Raw genomic sequence first — 20,426 nt, 5'->3', positions numbered from 1 at the left:
TGCACCAGCTGCTTGGCTAGTCCCGCAACCGGAACACCCATACCGGGTACGTACTGCAGCCGTGGTTACAAGTCGGCGGCCACGGCTGCAGTACGAGCCGACATCACGGCATGAGCTTCCTCACGTCGTGAAGAGTCGTGAGAGGCGCTTGCAAGCGCTCAATGCGCCCGTTCCTATAAAACAGCAGATCCCCATCACCGAGGAGGTCCTCGGCTCCAACACGGTCCAGCACCGTCATGGAGTCACGCCCGCTCGGAAGAGAGAACGCAATCCGGGCGCTGAGGTTCGCCTTGATGCTCCCCGTCACAACATCGACGCTCGGCCGCTGCGTGGCTAGCACGAGATAAATGCCGTAGGCGCGGGTGAGCTGGGCATAACGCTGGATGAGCTCGCTGAACCCCTTGCGATCGCTGCCACCGAGGACCAGGTCAGCGAACTCGTCAACCACGATGACGAGTTGCGGTAGGTCCTCTAGCGGTCCTCCCATCTCGTAATACTCGGCAGCTGAGGTGACACCTGCATCCTCCAGGATGGGTTGCCGCTGAGACAATTCTGCTTCGAGAGTACGGCGGAGCCGCTCAAGGGCCTCGTCGGGATCACTGATGATTGTCCCACCGCGGAGGTGGGGGACTTTAGTGAAGGCAGCGAAATCCAGCCTCTTGGGATCGATGATCACTAGCTGAAGCTGTTCTGGCGTTCGGGCGCGCAAGAGCTCCACCAGCAATCCCCGGAGGAAAACACTCTTACCGGATCCCGTTGCCCCAGCAACCAGCAGGTGCGGCAGGCGGGAAAGGTCGGCTACGCATGCCTGCCCACTGGGGGCGACACCGGCGACAAACTGCAACGCGCCTGGCTTGCCCGGGGTGGCGTCAAGGCTCGGCAGGACATCGGCCAGCAGCAACACGCCGCGTTCGGAGCGAGGGACATCAACAGTGACGAAGCCAGGCTCGTCGCCAATCTGTACTTCACCCGGCGCCGCGATTTCCCGCCCGATGTCGCGACTCCTCCGCTCGACGTCGCTGATCGACAGCTTGCCGAGCGTCCGTGTTCTGAACCGGATGACGCTCGGCCCAACCTGTGCCAGATCAGATGAAAACGGCTCGACTCCAAGCCCATACTTGGCGAATGCTGAGTCGAGGCGGCCGGCCACAACGAGAACTTCCGCTGGTTGCGACGGCGTGGCCGGTTCTAGACCACTCGAGTCCCTAGCCGACACCGCCTCCAGTTCTGGTGATGTATGAGGCGAAGTCGCTTCTGAACTACCCGAGTCCCTGGCCGACCCCCCCTGCGAATCTGGTGATGTATGCGGCGAGCCGCTATCACTGGGCGGAGGGTTGGGGGGCTCTGGATAGGTCACCACGGGCAGTGTCGAGGGGCGCGGGAGCTGCCTGCCCATAGCCAGGGCCTCAAGGGCTGGACGTCCCAGCCGGAGGTGCCCCAAGGGCAGTCCGGCTCCCGGAAGGGGCTGGCGATGCGCTGGGACAACATTGTCGGCTTCGATACTTACGAAGTCGCCGTAAACCGGTTGGCCACCCACCTCAAAGCCCAGCTCCAGCGTGAAGTCACCACGGCTAACAGCGTCGATGGCCGCTTCGGCTGCATTGCGGTCTCCGGCCGAAAGGAGCCCGAAGGCGCTGGCACGCGTGGCGGAGCCGCGGATCAACTCGGCAAGGTCCCGTGCGCGGAAGCGACGCTGGGGACTGCCCGGGTCGGTGCCGAACGTTGAGGTCAGCCAACTGTGGGCTCGCTGAAGCTGCTCACGAGCCGTGTGAGCAGCGCCCGAGTCAGTTGAGCCACGGTACTTCACCTCGAGAAGACGGCCGCGCAACCGCGGCCGCGCTTCGCCGAGAGGGATGCGGAGGTACAGCAAGTCGTCGCAGAGATGCCCAGATGCGGGCCGGGCTGCACGAGGCAGAGCGTCGAGCATCTCCTCTATGGGAATGACGATGCCGGCGTAGCCGTCGGCGTGGAGGCCACCATCCAGGTCCTGCAGGCTTGCGAGGGCAGTTGCAAGGCCGATGCGCTCGTGCAGGTCATTCGGATTGGCGCCAACTAGGTCGAGCGCCCATCTTCCGCTCACACCGTTGAACAGCTGAAGCAGACGGTCGAGGGCTGCTTCACTGGGTCGACCGAGTCCTTTCAGGGCCTGCCGCAGCGCGAGGCGGTACGGTGCGACCCGGGCCGTCGCCGTGATGGCGTCGAGGCCTGGTTGTGTGGGGTCCGCGCGATCTTCGTAGTCGATCAGATAGCGGGCCTGGCGCCCGGTTGCGTCTGGTGCGAACGCCTCGAGGCCGAGCAGCTTGTCCAGGTGAACTACCCATGCACTGGACTGATACAGGTCTCCAAGAAAGGCACTGGCTACTCGAGTGGAGGGCATCCGCGTTCGGCCGGGCGCGAAGTGCTCGCGCGGCATCCCGCCCACGAGTTCGAGCGTCTTTCGAACGAGTGCCTGCAAGGGGCTTTGCAGACCTGTCCCGACAAATGTCCCCCAGGAGAAGGCGGTCTCGTTTCTTCCTGGTTCGGTATGGCGGCCAGGCGCCGCTGCCAGTCCACCGGCATACAAGGTGCCAGCGCGGCTGGTTAGGTCTACTGCTGCCGGCTCACGGTCCAGCGAGGACTGGAAGACAAAGGAGAGGTGGGCGAACTCGGGGATGCCGTCATCCGGGGCAGCCCGCTGCAGGCTCACGCGGTCGCGCAGAATGCGGTCAAGGGTAGCGTCGCTGCGGCTGCTTGCCGTTGCCCCACTAACCACACCTTGCAGGGCGCTCGGCGCACTGCTGGAGCTAATGATCGTCACCTGGAGTTGTGGCAGCGGCTGGGGAGTGCTCTCGGTGGCGAGCGGGCGCACGAGACGCCGGAGAGCCGCCAAGACGGTTCCCCCGTCCCCCGGCTCGTGAAAGGCGAGGGACAGCACTTGGCGTTCGTCGCGGTACTCAGGATGGACACGCAGGAAGTGCTCGATACGGCGGGCGATGTATCCGGGGCGGTGTTCTCCCGGATTGGCCTGTGATTGCGGACGGTAGCGCCGCCACAGCAGTGGCGCTGCTTCGGCGGTCTCGTACCAAGTGCCCTGCATGGCAAAGAAAGGCAGCAGGTGCCGGGTGCTGCAACTGTCCAGGTCTGCTGGCAACACCTCTGATGCGCGGGGCAGCCAACCTTCAACCTCCTCGGTCATCATGAGGATGTACCGCACGCTGATCGGGTTGGTCGGTGCGATGAACAGTTCGCCGGTTGCAGGATCACTAATGGCGTCGCAGAGGAGGATCCGCTCGTACTCAGCTAGGAAGCGACCACGGGCCAGCATGGCATCAAGCAGAGCTTCGTAAGCAGCGACGTAAGCCTCCGCTTCCGTGTGTGCTACGCCCGCGCCCAGCGCATGCACGGAGCCATAGGTGGCTAGAGCGGCAAACAAGTTTACTCGCGCGTGCAGAAAGGCATCGCAAAACTCCCGCGGGAGGCCGCCGAGGTCCAGCCGATCGAGGTGAGGGTGCGGGTCCAGTACAGCGTCGCCTCCAAATCGGCGGACGACAAAGGCCGTGGCGTCCGGGCGCGCGAGAATCTGGCGCTCCAGCTTGAGGCCGTCCAGGCCTTGCGCAAGCCTTTGACTTTCCAGCTCGTACACACCCGGCGTGAGGCCTCGGCCCACGCCATCGGCAGTCACCCTAAAGGAGCTGGGCCCGACCGCCTGGCCGGAGCGGCTAGCACTCAAGCGGGCGTGCGCGACAGACGGAAACCGCGGCACCGAACCGGCGGTTCCACCGCTGTCCGGGCCTTCCTCACCCTCGTTGCCTTCGTCTTCTGGGGGGATTTCTCCTGTGTCGGGCCCGGGGCCGGGGGGAAGCGTGTCGATTCCGGGATCGTCATCCGAGTCATTGAACTCGCCGCTTGAGCCATCAAGGAGGAGGTCAATCGGTTGACTCTGTTGTCCGAACCTTGCTACACAGCGGCACGGCTCCCCGTCTCCCTCGAAGTCCTCGGTCGCCTCGACCTCAGGCTGTCCGAGAAGCTCGCCGGATTTGCCCATCGCAAGGAGCTGGGGCTCGCCAGTGCACCGGAAAGCGGAGGAGGTGAGGTCGAGGTCGAGCCGCGACTCGAATGGCGCCCAGTCCCCCGTGCCAAGAAAGATCGCGAGGTCGGCAGCTTCACCGGTGGGAAGCTCAAGGCGTGCGAAGCGCCAGCCTTCACCTTCTGTATCGATGGTGATCTCCCGGTCACCAGCCGCGATGTGGAGCTCGACTGGTGCACCACCGTCTGCCCACATCAGAGTGACGCTCGCTTCGGAGGTTGCGGGGCTGGTGAGCATTATGGAGAAGCTTCCGCCGCCCGGCTTCCAGATGGCAGCACGGCCCGGCAGGGATGCGCATGCGGCACCGCGGGCCCGGACGGGCGAGACCAGCCGTAGTCGTGTGACGGAAGCGCGCTCCCGTGGCATGTCGGCCAGCGTAATTTTTGCGAAGTCGATGCCAAAGGGCGTCTGAGCCGCGAGGACTCGCTTGAGGCCGGGGTCGCTCTGATCTGGGTAGCGCGGGAGGAGGCGTGCCTCGATGTTCTGGTCCGGGGCCGACCATGCCTCCAACTGAGCGCGCCACGTTGCGCCACGGCGCAGACGGCGCCTCGCATCTGTATGCGCAGCGGGATCGGACAGATAGCAGCCGAGAAGGTCCAGCCCAGCCCCGGCCTCGATGGGATCGGTGCGCGTGGCTAGCCGGCGGAGGGCGCCCACGCTTGTGAACGTTCGAGGCATCCTGCCGAAGCGGGCGTCATCTTCGATGACGGTTCGCAGGAGTGTCAGTACCGCAGGCTCCGCGCCAGAGATGGCAGCGTCAAGCAGTTGCGGCCACTGAAGAGCTTCTAGGAGTGCAGCGTCCTCTGCGGCGGTGCGCACGGTCTCTACGGGGTGTTCATCGAGGATGAGCAGGACGCGCGGTGCCGTTCCGACGGGCACCTCGTCACGCAGGAATGCAGCGAAACCGGCCGAGCCCGCATTTGGCCCGGGAGAACCCACCAGGTAGGGCACTAGGAGCGCCTCGCCGCCGGGGTAGATGCCGAGAGGAACGCCCTGCAGCTGAACCGGACCCAGAGGCGCATCAACGATGATGCCTCTATCGGGATGCAGACGCTCGCGGAGGGCCTCGAACAGCGTCTCGGGCCCAAGTCCGAGGTGTCCTGCGAGGTAGAGCCGCCGGTGTTCGCCCGATCGCATGGCCTCTGCAATGAGTCCGTCAGCAATGAGGGCGGCGGTGAAGTCGCTGTCAGACGGCTCAGGCGTAGTGGACAAAGGAGGCCTCCCCTGCATCGGAATAGCGCGCGAGCAGTCCGAGTCGCTCAAGGGCGTCGGCGAGCGACTCGCGCTCTTGGTCGTCTTGCGGTGCGAGCCCATAAGCCCGCATCCCCTTGAGGAACGCCTCGTAGGGCAGTTGCCGGTCTTGACAGATCAAGCGGACAAGCATGACCAGGAGCTGCTCATCGATCTCGTAGAACCCATGAGTCCCGTTTCGCGTGATGAGAGCTCCAGGGCCCGCAACGTTGGCGTCAAGCATCAATTGGTTGACGATGTCACGACTCTGGTGCCGCAGATCTCGGCGACGCATCTTGCGGACGTCGTCTCGCAAGGCATGCAGCCCCGGACGGTTCGGCCCCGTACGGGCCACGTTCTCCAGTTGACCGAGTGTGGCCGCACCCTTGTGCCACGCGTCGTGATGCAGGACAGCGATACCAGCGCAGGCAGCACCGTGCGCTTTGCGGAGTGCAGGGTCCGTATTCAACGCTGCCGCGAGTGCAGACAGGTCCCTCCGCTGCGCCGCGTCACCGCCTCCTAGCGCCTCCCATGCGTGGCTGGCGAGCGTAGCTGTAACCAGGGTGGCCGGCATATCGAGCAGGCGGCGCTGGTCGACCTCAACGTATGCGGACCGGCAGCCATCCCGAGTGCTAACCGGCCGATACCGGCCGCTCCCCGTACGGAAGCGCAAGAGCCCCGCGAGGGAACATGCTTGCAGGCATTCCGCGCCTCCCGCACCACTTGAGCAGGAACACCCGCCTGCGCCAACCGGGGCATCAAGCTGGCCGGCCGCGGCTACGGCTGCGTCCAACTCGCCGCCCTTTACGACAGCGATCCGATACAGCCGGACGGTGAGGTGCAGGCTGAGCAGCAACGTGAGCCACTGGATCATGTCAGGTCGCGGCAGGTCGGTGCACAGGACGGTCTGAAGATCCCGCCTGAACAGATCGAGACTTGGCTGACAGAACGCGCCGCCGACCCTTCCCAGGTCGCCTTTGAATGCGTTCTCGTAGCGGTCGATCAGCTTTGCAGCATCCGGAGAAGCGGCAGGAGCGGGCGCGTCGCGGAGTGCCACGTCAAGGAAGCGGCGGTCCAGGGAAGTGAGCTCGTTGCTGTCCGCAGCGATGCGCAGCAACTGCGCCACGAGGTCAGCAGCCACTTTGCCTTCGGACGAATCCCACAGGAGGAAGGGCAAGATACCGCCATTAAACATGCGGTATCTGCTCCACCTCCCGTTCGCACTAGCGTGGCCGTAATTGAGCGGTAGAGAGGCGTGGACCGGTAGAAGCGCTCGGAGGCGCTTGCGGTTGAAGAATCGGTCGAGAAGCGCGGCGGCGGCCGCGCGCGATGCCTCGCCGCCGAGCCCTAGGCGCTCCGCGAGGTCAGCTTCAAGAACTCGGTCTTTGAGCGGTTCACCCGCGTCGTCGGGGCTTGCCTCAGCGATCACGTGCCAGAGCAACTTGTCTCGGTCGTCTGCGCGAGGCACGGTAGGTAGAAGCCCCTCGATACCGAAGAGGTCAGCCCGCTCACCCGTAAGCTTCCCGGGTAGGCTGACCGGCCGGCCATCGACCTTGAGCGTTTCCGCGTCCAGGGTGACGTGTACGCCGGTTGCGGCGGTGATGCCGGCGAGGGCTTTAGTAACGTTACTTGTCGCCATGTTCAGAGCACCTCCGTCGCACGCAGCGCTCCCGCGCTGACATTGCGGGTGACTATGCGGAACTTTCGGCCTGTTCCTCGTTCACGCACCAACAACGTCTGCCGGGGATCGGCCGCAGTTTTAATGCCGAGTTCTCGGATTGCCTGACGGAGCGCTAGAAAGCGTTCGAGTTCGACGCTAGTTGGCGCAACACCTTCCGCAGCTCGGCGCAGCAGTCGCCACAACGGATAGTCGACCGTGATGGACCGCTCTCCCGCCTTGAGTGCGAGGGTGATGGGACGGTAGCCGACCAGGGCTGACCCTGCCGGGTTACCCGAGGCAATGGGGTCACGTTGGGTCGTGATCAAGCCGTCCTGGACGAGCTTTGCTTCGACTAGCAGATCGGCGTCGCTGCCTGGCACGGGCGTGGCCGTCGGGTAATAGTGCTCTGGCCCACTTGTAAGACCGAACACTTCGGCCAGCCCCTCTTCGATAGCAGAGAGCGCGCCATCGAGCGCCTCACCGTCTTCAGTCACGTCGTTCTCGGTTGCTCCCGCTTTCTGAGCCTGGAGAGCACGGGCGAACTCCGGCGGCAACCCACTTCGGCCGCGCAGCTCACCAGCCAGCCATGCGGCTCGCGCAAGGACACGGCCCAATGGTCTTGACTGGCCGAGATTGGCGACACGGCCATCCGCCATGGCTTCGGCACCACGCGAGGCGGCCGGGTGAAGTGGGGTGACACCCGTGAGCCACTCGGCGAACCTGCGCCCATCTAGTTCTGGGTTAAGGCCGGCATCTGCGATGAGCTCGTGCGCCGCAAGTGAGGGGGCATAGCCCGGGTCCCTCATCGCGATGTCTGCCACCAGCGTGCCTGGTCGGGCTGAGTCGAGGGCACGGTTACAGGCAAGTCCCCTTAGCAACGCCGCTTCGTCATGTGAGCGTGCCACATCAACAATCGCGTAGCAGGGATCCCTTCCGTCGTTGTCCTGATCGATGCCTACCCCGGACAAGGCGAGTTCCGCCGCAGCATCCCACAAGGCGCGAGGCGCCAACTGTCGGCCGCGCGCAAGCGCGACGTCGCCCGCTGCGGCGTTGATCGCCGCCCGGCCACGCTCGGAGGAGAGAGTTACGGCGTTGGCCATAGGCCAGCACCAATCGCGCACGGTACATGTGGCACAGCGAGGTGCCCCTTCAAGCACCCCTTCACGAAGACTGGGATCGAGGCGCCGAAGTAGATCGTCGAAGAGGTCACCAGGCTCTCCAGCCGTCGGGCGATGGTCCAGGTTTACAACGAGGACAGCGGCGTCGAGCCACGACTGGACCGGGGCGTAGTCGCCCGGCAGCCCCAACCGGCGTCGAAGGACTGCCTCCAGCGCGTTCAGCGGTGGTGCGCCATTCAAGTTGTGCAGGTCATGGAAAAAACGCAGCGCCATGCCTGTATTCATTGCGACGAGCCGACAGGGCTCCGTCACAGTCGTGGGTGCATCATCGGCGAACGGTGCGAAGAATTCGGCAAGCCGCTGGGCTTGTCCTTGGTCGGGTGCATCGGCGTGAGTCGCGTCGGCGAGGTGTACGCCCACTCGCCCAGCACTCGTCTCCCGCTCGCGCTGCAGCAGGTGATTAATCGTTGCGGACTTGCCTGTTCCAGCGCTTCCAGTGAGCACTAGAAGCTTCGGCGCGTCCGCACCGCCGAGGGCTTCCCAAAGGGCCTCATCAAGAGATCCGGCAGGCGCCATCAGTTGCTGCACGTCACTCGGCCGGTCGTCCCGCACCACGGCCTCCACCGCTCGCGCCCGGAGCTGTGCAAGACGGCCGATCGGACTGGGCAGGCTTGTGTCGAAAGGCTCGGTGGCGGTCACGGGCGGTCTCCCAGTGTGTAGTAGAGGGCCTCTTCATCGAGGAGTGCATCGTCAGCGAGGCGGCGAATCGCAATCCATCCCGGAACTCCCAACTTTCTGGCGACGGCGGTCACGACTGCACCGATGTCTGAAACCCAGGGATCCCGCGTATCTGAACCTGCCTCAAGAACTGTCGACCGAAAGGCGTCTTCCAGGAGGTTAGGTGGGCACAGCAGGTAGGCCGCCACGTCGCAAGCGAGGTCCTCACCACTGCCCATGCGCGGGAAGACACACGACAGCTGCTTGTCCAGAGCATGCGCCGCGGCGTGAGCGATCAAAAACCGGATACGAGGTAGGGCAGCGGGGTCCCCGTGCTGGCCTGGGTCCGTCACGATGACGTGCCCGTCCTCGAAGGAGAGAGGCGGGCCGTTGCCGGCCGGACTCACGACTGGCTGCAGCCTCAGCTGGCGGCAGAGGGCTGTCGGCTCAATGCGCCCCCCTTCGACAGCGCCCCCGGGCGTTCGGGACAACAGGCGCTGCGCCCGGGCCGCCGCCGCGAGGCGGCGCAGCGCTGGGAGGGTCTTGGCCTCCAGGACTGAGTCCTGGAGGGCGTCCGGAAACTGGCAGAGAGCTTGCTCCGCTCGGGCGGAGACCCGTCCTGCTGCCGCGGCGAGTTCCGCCTGCGCGTCGAGCTCGTCTCCCAGCCGTTCGAGCAGCCCACGGCTTACCGTCACTCGCTCGCCGGACTCAACCCGCGAAATGTGGGTGACATGCGTACCAGCAGCCTCAGCTAGTTGACGCTGGGTCATCCCGCGGCGCCGACGCAGGCGACGCAGCGTTGGGCCAAGCTCTTCGGCTGGTAGAGATGTCACGCGAACCAGGAAACACCTGTCAACCCTGCCTAGTCCAGGCAAGAGGTTGCGTTTTGCCGCAACCCCCAACTCCCCTGCACGTAGCTGTAGTTTGCGTCGACGCCCTCATCAACTCAATCGGCCTCTTGGGGCAGCCAGCCACTCAAGCCCGTCCTGCGAACATTCCAAGCACCTCGCGACACGCTGACAGTGCCGTCTTGTGTCCGTGGCCCGGGTCATGGCGAACGCCCTCACACGACAGGCCCCGGCGGACGCGGACCATTCGTGGACAGATGTGCCTCCTCATAGGAGGACCTGCACCCTGACCAGCCAAAGGACCAAGGATGCAAAGCCCCTCCGGAGCCGTGTGCGCAGGTTCGAATCCTGCCGGGGGCACTCGCCGAGGATCAGCAGAAGTGAAGCGCTGACCAGGGCGGATGCCGAAGAGAAAGAGCGGGAGACAGTCTCACTGTCTCCCGCTCTTTCTCGTTGTTGCGCACTGATCGCGTGTGAGGAGCGTCTGGGCCGCACGCCTGCCGGCCACCACCCTTCCTCGTGACTGCCCGCCTGGCACAGGTCAAGCATGGGGCCTCTGATTCGTAGCTCCATGCAGACCCGGTTCACCGCGGTCGCGCAACCCTCCTGAGCGGACCTTGCTGGCTGGGCCCGGTTGCTGTGCGTCCCTGATGTACGGGGCGGGGTCCGGTGGGAATGTGCATGCCTCTGGCTGGCAGGCATGCGATAAGGATCTTGTGTTCCGGGTTACAGCGCGCCGTGATCGTGCCCATGTTCACGGAGCGGCTCATCGAATCGTGCGTCTGCTGGGCTACAAGCCGCACTGGTTCACGAACATCAGCAACTCTCGGCCGGAACGCGCGCGTGGAACCCATACCTTCGACGGAGCCGTCGGGGGGATCGGCAACTCTTTCGCCGTGGCGTTGTTGCAGGTGGGCGAGCACTCAGCGTCCCGGTCGGCAAAAACACCCCCGTCTTGCCCGACGGCTGTCCCCTGAGCGGAAACCCATTGCGGGGGGTGTGACTCGGGGATTCGTCGGCGCGACTGTGGCTCGTCTGTCGCTGACAGTCGCCGTTGGTCAGCCTCGCACAAGCCAGGGACGGCCCAGAACTGATCTTCAAGAACCGGCTGTTGGTCAACGGCGGCCTTCCAGTGTTGAGCCGAGTTCACGCGAGACCGGTGAGGGGCGCGCTGGGTTGCCAGGAGACGGGCAGGACGACGTCGACGCCGTCACGGCGAGCCAGGGACAGCAGCCTGCGCATGGTGGTGTCAAGGTCGTCGAACAGGTAGGACATGGGACGCAGTGGCCGGTCCAGGCCGAAGAAAAAGTCGTCCCAGTGCACCAAGATGACCCGCTTGGCCCCGGTCTCGACCACGACCTCGTCCCAGTAGGCGTGGAGGAACTCGGCGGGCTGTTTGCCCAGCATGCCGACGCCCAGGTAGATGACGTCGACATGGTGACCACGAAGCGCGCCGGGCCGGTAGTTGGCACTGGCTTGCAGTAGCACGCGGCCGTGGGGGTGGGTGACGAGCACGGAGTAGGCGGTGCCGGTCTTCCAGGCACCGACGCGGGCCGGCGGCACCAAGGGCCGGTCAACGGTGCCTGGGTAGTGGTCGCCTGGGCTGTGCACGGAGTCCAGGAAGGTCAGCGTGAAGCTGCCGTAGGTGACGGTGTCGCCGTCGCCGACCACCCGCAAGGACGACTCGGGGACCCCCAGGCCGCGTCCGATGTTGGCGGTGGACTCTGACCCGACCAGTTCGGCGCCGGTCTCCAGCGCCCACACCGGTGCGTCGAGGGCGTGATCGTAGTGGGAATGCGCGCACACCACGGCGGCGAGGGTGTCGGCCCGCAGCCGCTCGATGGCGGCACGGACCAACGAGCGGTCCGGGGCGATCTTGCCCACTCCCACTCGCAGCATCCTCGGGCGGGTGATGAACCCGTCGCTGAGAACCGAGGTCCGTCCGTCCGACAGCAGCACTGAGCTGGTGCCCAAGAAGTGAGCGATCAGCCCCTCACGGTGGGTTGCAGCGCGCTGCTGGTAAGCCAGGTAGGGCCGCAGACTCGGGCGACCGATCGGCACCTTCATACGAGCATCCTCGGCCCCCAGGGGCAGGAGAGCCAGCGCGGGACCTCGTGTGCCCTCTCACAACGGTCCATTCTGCGAAGCCCCGTCCGCACGCGCTGGTAAACCGCCACGAGGCCCGGACTTCCTCTCAGGACGCGTTCCCACCCGTACCGAGTGGCTTGTCATGCAGCCCTTGAGCCCGCGGCTTCAGGGACCGCCTGATGCCGCTGCTCGACCACGCTCAACTCCACCAGCACGGCCCCGGCCCTCCCGGCTGGCGGATCAGACGCGCACAGCCAAGCCGAGGCAAGCGGTGTCAAGCATCAGGTAAAGCCACAACGTCAAGCATCAACCGAGACAAGACACAGCATCACGACGAAGCCTGAGTAACAACTTTCTCTACGGGTTCAAGGCTCGCTGCGCTCGCTCGTCCGGCGGACATTGGCGGTCTTGGATCATCGCCAACCCGACCACCGCACACTCCGCCCAAGCGCATCAACGGCCGCGGCCGGCCCCCACGCCACCGCCACCACGATCCGGCCTCAGGAAGGGAAAGACGCTACAGCAGCTCGACCCCAACGCCCCGCCTCCAAGGCCACCGTGCACCCTTTCCACCCGGTTGCCTACAGCCAGTAGGTCGGATCAGGACCCGAGGGCCGCGCCAAGCGCGGCGGCGCCGGTCGGTCGCCGCCGCGCCGCCTCACTGTCTTCGCCACCGGCCGCACGTCGCCGCCCGCCCGTCGCCGCACGCAGCGGCCACATTCCAACACGGGCACGGGGACCAACGGTGATTCCCAACCGGGCAGGTCAAAGACGCTTTGTGTTCCCGCAAGAGGACGGATCGTGGTGGCGGTGGCATGCGGGCCGACGCTGCCAGATGCGCGAACGTTCATACGGCCCGCTGATCCCGCACCAGGCAGCCTGTCGGACTGCAGGCGCGGCCAAGACAGGGAGAAACCCCACTGTGGCTGGGGCCGGTCGGCTACACGGCTTTAGCCACCTCCCCGGTCCGGGTCCCGTGTCGAGCAAGACCAGGGGGCCACTCGTGCAAATTGCGGGCAGGTCCAAAGCCTGCCCGAGTTGCCAGCCAGCGTACGGCCCCCTGATCATGCTCGACCCCAGACCGGGCAGGCCACCGCCCCCCCAAAGTAACGAGCCGTCTGATCGCTTATGGATTCGTCCACTTGAGTGACGACGGGCTGATTGAATGTGACAATAGTTAGCCATGTCTGCCGAGCGACAGTGAGAGTTCACCACTGTGAAGGAAGCGCCATCCCAGACAACAGGAGTACCGTCCGCATTCGTCCCCGCTCAGCGGAGCCCGGTACCTTCGCCAGGTTCGAACGTGCTAAATGACGTACTTGTCCGGGTTCGGGCGCTGGATCCCGCGCTAGCCCTCACACTCGCCCGCGAGGTCGCCGCGGCGCGCAGGCCGATGCGCGCCACAAAGAGGGACCGGAGTGACCCCACCGTCCTTGGTGGACTCATCCCGATCAGCCTGACCGCCTTCTAGATCGTCCGTCTGCTGGTCCTGATGGACCGTCAGGCACGAGTGAGCGGCGGATCCGTCACGGTCTGCACTCGTCCTGACGATGCCGCTTCCACCAAGCTGTTGTCCACAGCGAGCACCGCGATCTACGACCTGAAGCGGGTGAACAATCGTTCGTGCGCTGTATAGTCCCAGCACTCGCCGGGCTGTCCGAGCGAGCACAGGGAGGAAGTCAAGTGCGTGGAAAAACTGCGGCCTTTGCCGTAGCTGTTTGCCTCGTCACCGGAGGATCGCTCGCCACCGCGACCCCCGCATCAGCGACGGTGGATCCCCCCGGCGGCACCTGGGACCACACATGGCACACAACGGACGCCTCTCCTTACGGCGGCACGGTCTACGTCGAAGAGTACGGCGACGTCGTCGAGGTCTGCGACACGGCCGCGGACGGATACAACGCCAACGCATGGGTCTACCAGTCCACCGGTACGTATTACGTGATCACAACGTCCGGAGGCAATGGATCATGCGCCACCGCGCGGGCTTCGGACGGGGTGGGTTACCACAACCTTCCGGAGAACGAGACATTCCATGTCAACGTCTATACATGCAACAACCCTGATGCGCCCTGCGCGCACCAATCTGACCACACTTTCCTCAACGACAACTGACCCGGATCTGCGGATAGTCCGGGCGGCGGCTGACTGCCCTTGGCATTCAACCCCCGATGATCGTTTTTGGGGTATTCGTTAGAGCTGGTCACCCTGCATGGCGGTCTTCCTGATGTGGCGACGGCCTCCGCTTCACGCGGTGGAATGTCGACTCACGCGCCGAGTCAGGTCTCGGCTGAGGGATCTTGAACGGGTGAGGGCCTTCCCGTTCGGTGTGGATTGCGACGCCTATACCAGCCGAAAGGCCCTCCTGCCCCACCGTAATGCACCCCTGGCCAAGTCCGAGCGGCTGCGGCTGGCCGCTGCGCCGGGCCGCGGAACGCGTCCAGATCTCACCCGCCACCGCCCAGCGGTGGGCCGCCCGAACGAACCTGGTGCCTCACCTTCTGGTGGACGGTGGCGGACGGTTCCGGTCGCGTACCAAGTGCCACGGCCAGCCGCCGTCCCGGATACGGATCGAGTCGCCGCATGAGACCGAGGCCAGCGCCGAACTGGGCAAGGGCTCGAACCGTAGGTGCGGCGTAGTACAGCAGCGAAGTACAGCAACCACTGCGGCCAAGCACAGAACTGAGAGAACACACACGGCCGCGCGACCTCCCCAGGAGACCTCTACAACCGGTCTGCCGCAAATTCGCATCGAGGGGCACCATCTAGCCACGCCCGCCTCGCCTGGGGTCAGCAGTAATGAGGCGCTGGCCAAGGTGGATGCCGAAACGAAAGAGCGGGAGCTCGTCTCACTGTCTCCCGCTCTTTCTTGCTGTTGCGCACTGATCGCGTGTGAGAAGCGTGTGGGCCACACACGTCGGCGCCCGTGGTCGTGACGAGGGTTGTTCCATCGCTCTACTGCACCAGCCGGAAGATCGCACATGCAGGTCGATGCTGACCTGCCTGAGCTGTGGTCTGCGGCTCCCGCTCGCACGCGGTTCCGCGCTGCCCCCGAACGCCGCAGAGAACTCCCCTGACTTGTGCGTCCGCCGCGGAGATTCTGGAGGCTCGCCTACTTCGCGGCAGCGTGTCCCGTGTAGGTCGAGCTGGAGGGTTGGGCACTGCGAAGCCTGTTTGTTGGCCGGCTCGACTACACCGCGTTCCGTCTCGTGATCGGCTTGGTCGTGCTGCATCGGTGCGACAGTCGTGACGTATCGGAGGTCGTAGGAGCACTGGGCCTCGGCGGGAAGAACAAGTAGCCAAGGCAGCCCTGGGTTTCATGGCGGCGTCAGCCGGTGGTTGGGGCGGGCGTGCCGGCCGGGTACGGGTGTCGTGTCCGGCGCTGTTGGGGTCACCCGTAGATGCCAGCTTCCCTTCACATGCGCTGAGTCGCACCGTACGCAGGGCACGGTCCCTGATGAACCGGGCACCGGAACGTGTCGGTCACCACCGGCCATGGACATCGCCCTTCCGCCTTGGCAGGAGCGCCGCACTTCGCCGCGCTGTTTCCCCTCCGGTGTCGACAGTCGTGGGTGGAGCTCTAGGAACCGGCGACTGGGTGCGTGCGGCGCCGTTCGCTCGGCTTGGTGGCTCGTCCTGCCGGCTTCCCTCGGTCACGTCACTGCGCGGGCTGAATGGCGTCGCGACAGGTTGGTCCGGGCGCCGCAGCTTGGCGGGCTAGTTCAAGAACGTGAGTTGCGCTCCTCGAAGATCATGGCCCCGGCGTCGTGCTCTACCGGGCAGGTCCACAGAGTGCCCGACGCGCCGGAAGCTTACGGGGCCATGATCATTCGTGGCGAAGCCGCTCCAGTCCAAAGCCACTCCAGCCCGAAGCCACTCCAGCCCGAAGCCGCTCCGGTCCGAAGGCGCTCCGGTCCAAGCGGCTCCGTCGACCTCAGGGTCGACGTCACAAGGCCGTTACCGCCCGGCCCCGCCGGAAGAGCGGTGGCTGGGGCCGGAGCCGCCGACGGTTTCGTGGGTGCCGCCGCTCCGGGAGGCCGCGTGGTGGTTCAGCACCTTCATGATCTCCGAGGCCAGCACATCTGCCAGAGCGGGCGCGAGAGATTCTGCCAGTGCGGTCGCGAGGGTCTGCGCGAGCAGCACCCGTTCCAGTTCCGAGGAACGGGACGGCGGCTGGGAAAGGAACGCCACGGCCGCTTCCATCAGGGCCCCCGCCAGTGGGTCCTTTCCGTGCTTGACACCGGTGCCAGTGTGGGGGATTCCGGCATCGCGCACGATTTCCTCGAAGATCTCGTCGACGAAGGCCCCCAAGGGGTCCCGTTCCGATTTGTCGCCGGACTCAGCTGCCATTGTGTTTCCTCAGGTCTTCGGTTGCCGTACGGGGCCTGCCCCCCGATGCCGGCGGCTGCCGGGATCGGGGGGCAGAGTGTCGTTGTTCCCTGTCAGCGGCGCATGAGCGCCGCGAGGAGGAGCGGGTGCTGGATCAGCGACTCACCGCGCTCCTCACGCCGACGACGCATGAGCGCCGCAAGGAGAAGCGGGTGCTCGATGATCGACTCCTCACCACCCTCCTCACGCCGACGGCGCATGAGCGCCGCGAGAAAGAGCGGGTGCTGGATCAGCGACTCACCGCGCTCCTCACGCCGACGACGCATGAGAGCCGCAAGGAGAAGCGGGTGCTCGATGATCGACTCCTCACCACCCTCCTCACGCCGACGGCGCATGAGCGCCGCAAGGAGGAGCGGATGCTCGATGATCGACTCCTCACCACCCTCCTCACGCCGACGCGCGAGGGCGGCAAGGAGGAGCGGGTGCTCGATGATCGATTCCTCGCCGCGCTCCTCACGCCGGCTCAGCAACGCTGCCAGCAGAAGCGGACCGAAGGCGGATTCCTCGCCGAACTCTTCCTGGCCTACTCCGGCCTTTTCACGAGTGGGAGTCTCCGTCGCTGCCGTCATGGTTTCCTCTTTCTTTGACGCATGACTCAGCGGAGTGCTCGGCTGATACAGGCAGGCCTCGCCCTCCGCCCTTCAGCGCCATCGTCGAGGTGCTCGACGCCGACCGCATTTCGATCATGCGCCATGTGGCCGCAGAATTCAGGAAACTCGCGCGAGTCGAAAGCAAGGGTCACGGGGCACAGCCTCGTGTCCGGTCCTGCGAGAGGTGCGGGGAACGGGTCGCGGAACCGTATCGGTGTGCGGCTCCGTCGCGCGGGCGCGATCAGCGTGGGCGCGATCAGCGTGGGCGCAGCCGGAACCAGGGACCGGCCGATCCCCCTACGGCTACGGCGCTCAGAGGTCGCCCTCAAGCCGTTCGCCGACGCGACGTCGTCTTCTTCTGGGCCGTCTTCTGGGCCGTCTTCTTGGCCGTGGTCTTCGCCGTGGTCTTCGACGCCGCCGTCTTCTTCGTTCCCTCGGCTGTCTTGGACGTCGACTTCCTCGCCGGTGCTGCCTTCTTCTTGGCCGTGGACGTCGACTTCTTGGCGCCCGCCTCCTTCGGTGCCGACCGGCGTGGCAGGGATCTGACCTCGGCCTCTGCCGGGGTGGGCGGTGCGCCGCGGGACTCGCGGGCTGCCCGCACGCTGTTTTCCAGGGCCGCCATCAGATCCAGCACCTTGCCCCCGGCGGCCGGCTCGGGCGCCTCCGGTGGGGCCTCGCCGGAGGCCTTCGCGGCGATGACCTCCTCCAGCGCCTCCCGGTACTCGTCGTGCAGGTCCGCCAGGTCGACCTCGCCGAGGGTGTCCATGAGGGCGTCGGCCAGGTCGAGTTCCTTGTCGCGGATGGTGACGGAGGTGTCCGGGGCGACGCCCTCGGGCGCGCGGACCTCGTCCGGCCACAGCAGCCCGTGCATGGCGATGGCGTCCCCGACCACGCGCAGCATGCCGAGGCGTTCGCGGCCGCGCAGCGCGTACTTGGTGATGGCGACCTTGTTGCTGCGTTTGAGGGCCTCGCGCAGGAGGACGTACGGCTTGGCGGCGGGGGCTCCGCCGGCCGCGAGGTAGTACGCCGCGTCCATCTGGAGCGGGTCGATCCTGTCGGCCGGGACGAAGGCGACGATCTCGATCGTGCGGGCCGTGGGGATGGGGAGGTGGGAGAGGTCCTCGTCGCTGATCGGGATGATCGTGCCGTCGGCGTCCTCATAGCCCTTGCCGATCTCCGACTGGGTGACCTCCCGCTCCTCCAGTTCGCACACCTTGCGGTAGCGGATGCGGCCGTTGTCCTCGGTGTGGATCTGGCGGAAGGAGATCGCATGGCTCTCCGTGGCGTTCACCAGCTTGATCGGGATGCTGACGAGCCCGAAGGAGATGGCGCCGTTCCAGATCGATCGCACGTGCCGCACCCTTCCTGTACCGGGACACCGGTTGCACCGGTTTCACCCGTTTTTCTGGGATTGTCATCTTATGACGCCCATGACAGAGGTGGAGGGGCGGCGGGTCGCCCTCAGCAACCTGGAGAAGGTGCTGTATCCGGAGACCGGCTTCACCAAGGCGGAGCTGGTGCACTACTACGCGACCAGCGCCGAGGTGCTGCTGCCGCATCTGCGCGACCGGGCCGTGTCCTTCCTGCGGTATCCGGACGGCCCGGAGGGCCAGCTGTTCTTCACCAAGAACGTGCCGCCGGGCACGCCCGAGTGGGTCACGACCGCCGAGGTGCCGCGGTCATCGGCGGACAGCCCGGCCCGGATGGTGGTGGTGCAGGATCTGCCGAGCCTGGTCTGGGCGGCGAATCTCGTCGCCGAGTTCCACACCCATCAGTGGCTGGTGCAGGCTCCGGACGAGGCCGACCGGCTGGTCTTCGACCTCGACCCGGGCGCGCCCGCGACCGTCGTGCACTGCTGCGAGGTGGCGCTGTGGCTGCGGGAGAGGCTCGCGGCGGACGGCATCGAGGCGTATCCGAAGACGGCCGGTTCGAAGGGGCTGCATCTGCTGGCGGCGGTGCGCGGGGGTTCGTCCGAACGGACGAGTGAGTACGCGAAAGCACTCGCCGTGGAGGCCGAGCGGGCGATGCCGCGGCTGGTGGTGCACCGGATGACGAAGAGCCTCCGGCCGGGGAAGGTGTTCGTCGACTGGAGCCAGAACGCGGCCCGCAAGACCACGGCCACGCCCTACACCCTGCGCGCCCGCCGGGCCCCGCTGGTCTCGGCACCGGTGACCTGGGCGGAGGTGGCCGACTGCCGGAGCCCCGGTCAGCTGGAATTCCTGGCCGGTGACATCGCACCACGGCTGCAGGATCACGGGGATCTGCTGGCACCGCTGCTGGATGCGGGGGCGGCGGCGCCCTTGCCCTGACGTGGGCGGTCACCCCCGCTGCTCCTACCCGTCCGGCGAGGGTGCTCCACCCCCTGCGACCCCTGCGGGACTGCCCGCCCGTGGGACCCGTGCCGGGCCGCTGCCGCCGCCCCCTGCACCCCTGCCCGGCGGCTGCCGCCCCGCGCAACGCCTGCAGCGGGCCGCCATCCCTGCCCGCCGGCTCGGCGACCGCCGCCCCATACAACGCCCGCCGCGCGCCGCCATCCCTGCCCCCGCCGAGCACTGCCGGCCGCTACGACACCTGCCGCGGGCCACCGTCCCTGCCCCCGCCCGGCGGCGGCCGCCCCGCACCACGCCCACCGCGGCCCGTCATCCCCTCGACCCCGTGCTCGGGCTGCCGCCCCCTACAACCCCAGCCGGCGATGACCGCCCCTCCACCCTCTGCCAGCCGTGACTGCCCCTGTCCGCCTGATGGCGCTGCCACTCCACCCCCCGGCCTCAGTCTGAACAGCCCGCCTCAAGCACCGGACAGCCGCTCAGCCGAGACCGCTCACGCCCTCCCCCATCTACCCATCCGTCCTCACACCCTCCCCCACGTATTCCGATCCCTGGCCATCCCATGCAGCGCCTCCACGTCCGCCGGTTTCAGGACGCCGCCGAGCCGGGACAGGGCCGGCAGGTCCGTGTCCTGGAGGATGCGTACCGCTCGGGGCTGGGTGGTCAGGGTCAGCTCGGCCGGACCCGCCAGGGCCAGCAGCGGGCGCACCTCGGCGGTCAGGGCGTAGGAGGCCCGGTCGGCGACGAGTCGCAGTCGGCGCAGCAGCGGCTCGGGGTCGCGGCGGCCCACGGTGACCATGGGGTCGGCGATCTGGACCCGGGACTTGCGGGCGTACAGGGCGTGTACGGCGAACAGGCCGCCGGGGCCGAGCAGCAGGTGGTGGATGCGGTCGCCGCCGGGGAGGGGGACGGAGTGCAGGGTGTGCCAGCCGGCGCCCTCCAGGGTGTCCAGGGCGGTACCGATGATCTCCTCGGCGGCCAGGGCGCGGCGGCGCGGGTCGGGGCGCAGCCGGTGGGCGGGGCCGGGGTCGCGTTCGAGGGCGACGAGGAGGGTCTCGCCGGGGCGGTTGGGCGCGAGGTCGTCGTCCGGGTGCAGGGTCAGCCGGGCCAGTTCCGCGGGGGTGGGTACCGGGGGCGGTCCTACGGTCACCGGGCCGGTCAGGAAGGGTTTCAGGGCGTGGAGTACGTCGTCCCTGTTGTCCTCGCCGAGCAGATTGACCCGGCCGGTCTCACGGTCGTACCAGGCGACATTGCTTCCGTCCGGGCGGCAGACGTACAGCCGTTCCCGCCCGTGCCGATAGGCCGGCACCACGCGCAGTGCGCTCATGCGCCATCACCCCTCGGACCATGGGAACAGGCGGGGTGCTCCCGGGGCAAGACCGGTTACCGTGGA

General features: G+C 66.6%; 11 protein-coding genes. 3 read left to right on the top strand and 8 right to left on the bottom strand.

The features are described 5' to 3' along the window. Nucleotides 1-103: 103 nt before the first annotated feature. The 5 genes from ACIGXP_RS06385 to ACIGXP_RS06365 all read right to left on the bottom strand — a co-directional run bounded on the left by ACIGXP_RS06385 (nucleotide 104) and on the right by ACIGXP_RS06365 (nucleotide 11,706). Complete coding sequence (locus tag ACIGXP_RS06385; RefSeq protein ID WP_399764596.1) at nucleotides 104-5,278, bottom strand: FtsK/SpoIIIE domain-containing protein; 5,175 nt, start codon at nucleotides 5,276-5,278, stop codon at nucleotides 104-106. Then, the gene (locus tag ACIGXP_RS06380) at nucleotides 5,262-6,935 is read right to left on the bottom strand and encodes a hypothetical protein (RefSeq protein ID WP_399764593.1); all 1,674 of its coding nucleotides are present in this window, start codon (nucleotides 6,933-6,935) and stop codon (nucleotides 5,262-5,264) included. The genes ACIGXP_RS06385 and ACIGXP_RS06380 overlap by 17 nt, the downstream gene beginning before the upstream one ends. Nucleotides 6,936-6,937: 2 nt before the next feature. Further along, a complete protein-coding gene (locus ACIGXP_RS06375; protein ID WP_399764590.1) occupies nucleotides 6,938-8,773 on the bottom strand; it encodes a hypothetical protein in 1,836 nt (611 codons plus the stop codon). Continuing rightward, nucleotides 8,770-9,624 (bottom strand): helix-turn-helix domain-containing protein, encoded by an 855-nt coding sequence (locus ACIGXP_RS06370; RefSeq protein WP_399764587.1) that lies wholly within the window; start codon nucleotides 9,622-9,624, stop codon nucleotides 8,770-8,772. Before ACIGXP_RS06370 ends, ACIGXP_RS06375 begins: the two co-directional genes overlap by 4 nt. A 1,161-nt stretch (nucleotides 9,625-10,785) precedes the next feature. Continuing rightward, a complete protein-coding gene (locus tag ACIGXP_RS06365) occupies nucleotides 10,786-11,706 on the bottom strand; it encodes an MBL fold metallo-hydrolase (RefSeq protein ID WP_399764584.1) in 921 nt (306 codons plus the stop codon). A 1,704-nt stretch (nucleotides 11,707-13,410) separates the two neighbouring features. Between ACIGXP_RS06365 and ACIGXP_RS06360 the strand changes: the two genes are divergently transcribed. Beyond that, nucleotides 13,411-13,842: a hypothetical protein gene (locus ACIGXP_RS06360; RefSeq protein ID WP_399764581.1), complete on the top strand. Its 432-nt coding sequence runs from the start codon at nucleotides 13,411-13,413 to the stop codon at nucleotides 13,840-13,842. A 1,842-nt stretch (nucleotides 13,843-15,684) separates the two neighbouring features. Here ACIGXP_RS06360 and ACIGXP_RS06355 read toward each other — a convergent pair. Further along, nucleotides 15,685-16,077 carry a hypothetical protein gene (locus ACIGXP_RS06355; RefSeq protein ID WP_399764579.1) on the bottom strand — a complete coding sequence of 131 codons (393 nt, stop codon included), beginning with the start codon at nucleotides 16,075-16,077 and terminating at the stop codon, nucleotides 15,685-15,687. 125 nt (nucleotides 16,078-16,202) lie between these two features. Between ACIGXP_RS06355 and ACIGXP_RS06350 the strand changes: the two genes are divergently transcribed. Then, complete coding sequence (locus ACIGXP_RS06350) at nucleotides 16,203-16,703, top strand: hypothetical protein (RefSeq protein WP_399764577.1); 501 nt, start codon at nucleotides 16,203-16,205, stop codon at nucleotides 16,701-16,703. 328 nt (nucleotides 16,704-17,031) lie between these two features. Here the strand turns inward: ACIGXP_RS06350 and ACIGXP_RS06345 are convergent, their stop codons facing one another. Beyond that, nucleotides 17,032-18,057 carry a Ku protein gene (locus ACIGXP_RS06345; protein ID WP_399764574.1) on the bottom strand — a complete coding sequence of 342 codons (1,026 nt, stop codon included), beginning with the start codon at nucleotides 18,055-18,057 and terminating at the stop codon, nucleotides 17,032-17,034. A 70-nt stretch (nucleotides 18,058-18,127) separates the two neighbouring features. On the opposite strand from ACIGXP_RS06345, the gene ligD reads away from it, so the two are divergent. After that, nucleotides 18,128-19,015, top strand: coding sequence for a non-homologous end-joining DNA ligase (gene ligD / locus ACIGXP_RS06340; protein ID WP_363214412.1), 888 nt, complete (start codon nucleotides 18,128-18,130; stop codon nucleotides 19,013-19,015). 541 nt (nucleotides 19,016-19,556) lie between these two features. Here ligD and ACIGXP_RS06335 read toward each other — a convergent pair. Continuing rightward, nucleotides 19,557-20,360, bottom strand: a complete 804-nt coding sequence (locus ACIGXP_RS06335) for a nuclease-related domain-containing protein (RefSeq protein WP_399764570.1) — start codon at nucleotides 20,358-20,360, stop codon at nucleotides 19,557-19,559. Nucleotides 20,361-20,426 lie beyond the last annotated feature (66 nt).

The organism is Streptomyces sp. NPDC053069 (assembly GCF_044546895.1).
In the GTDB taxonomy this organism is placed as follows: Bacteria; Actinomycetota; Actinomycetes; order Streptomycetales; family Streptomycetaceae; genus Streptomyces.
The sequence above is the reverse complement of the archived record's forward strand: the minus strand, read 5'-3'. Positions and strand labels throughout refer to the sequence as shown.

Coding starts and splice junctions, on each gene's coding strand:
- ACIGXP_RS06380 (WP_399764593.1), bottom strand. CDS start 6,935: ATGGCGACAAGTAACGTTACTAAAGCCCTCGCCGGCATCACCGCCGCA.
- ACIGXP_RS06365 (WP_399764584.1), bottom strand. CDS start 11,706: ATGAAGGTGCCGATCGGTCGCCCGAGTCTGCGGCCCTACCTGGCTTAC.
- ACIGXP_RS06355 (WP_399764579.1), bottom strand. CDS start 16,077: ATGGCAGCTGAGTCCGGCGACAAATCGGAACGGGACCCCTTGGGGGCC.
- ACIGXP_RS06335 (WP_399764570.1), bottom strand. CDS start 20,360: ATGAGCGCACTGCGCGTGGTGCCGGCCTATCGGCACGGGCGGGAACGG.
- ligD (WP_363214412.1), top strand. CDS start 18,128: ATGACGCCCATGACAGAGGTGGAGGGGCGGCGGGTCGCCCTCAGCAAC.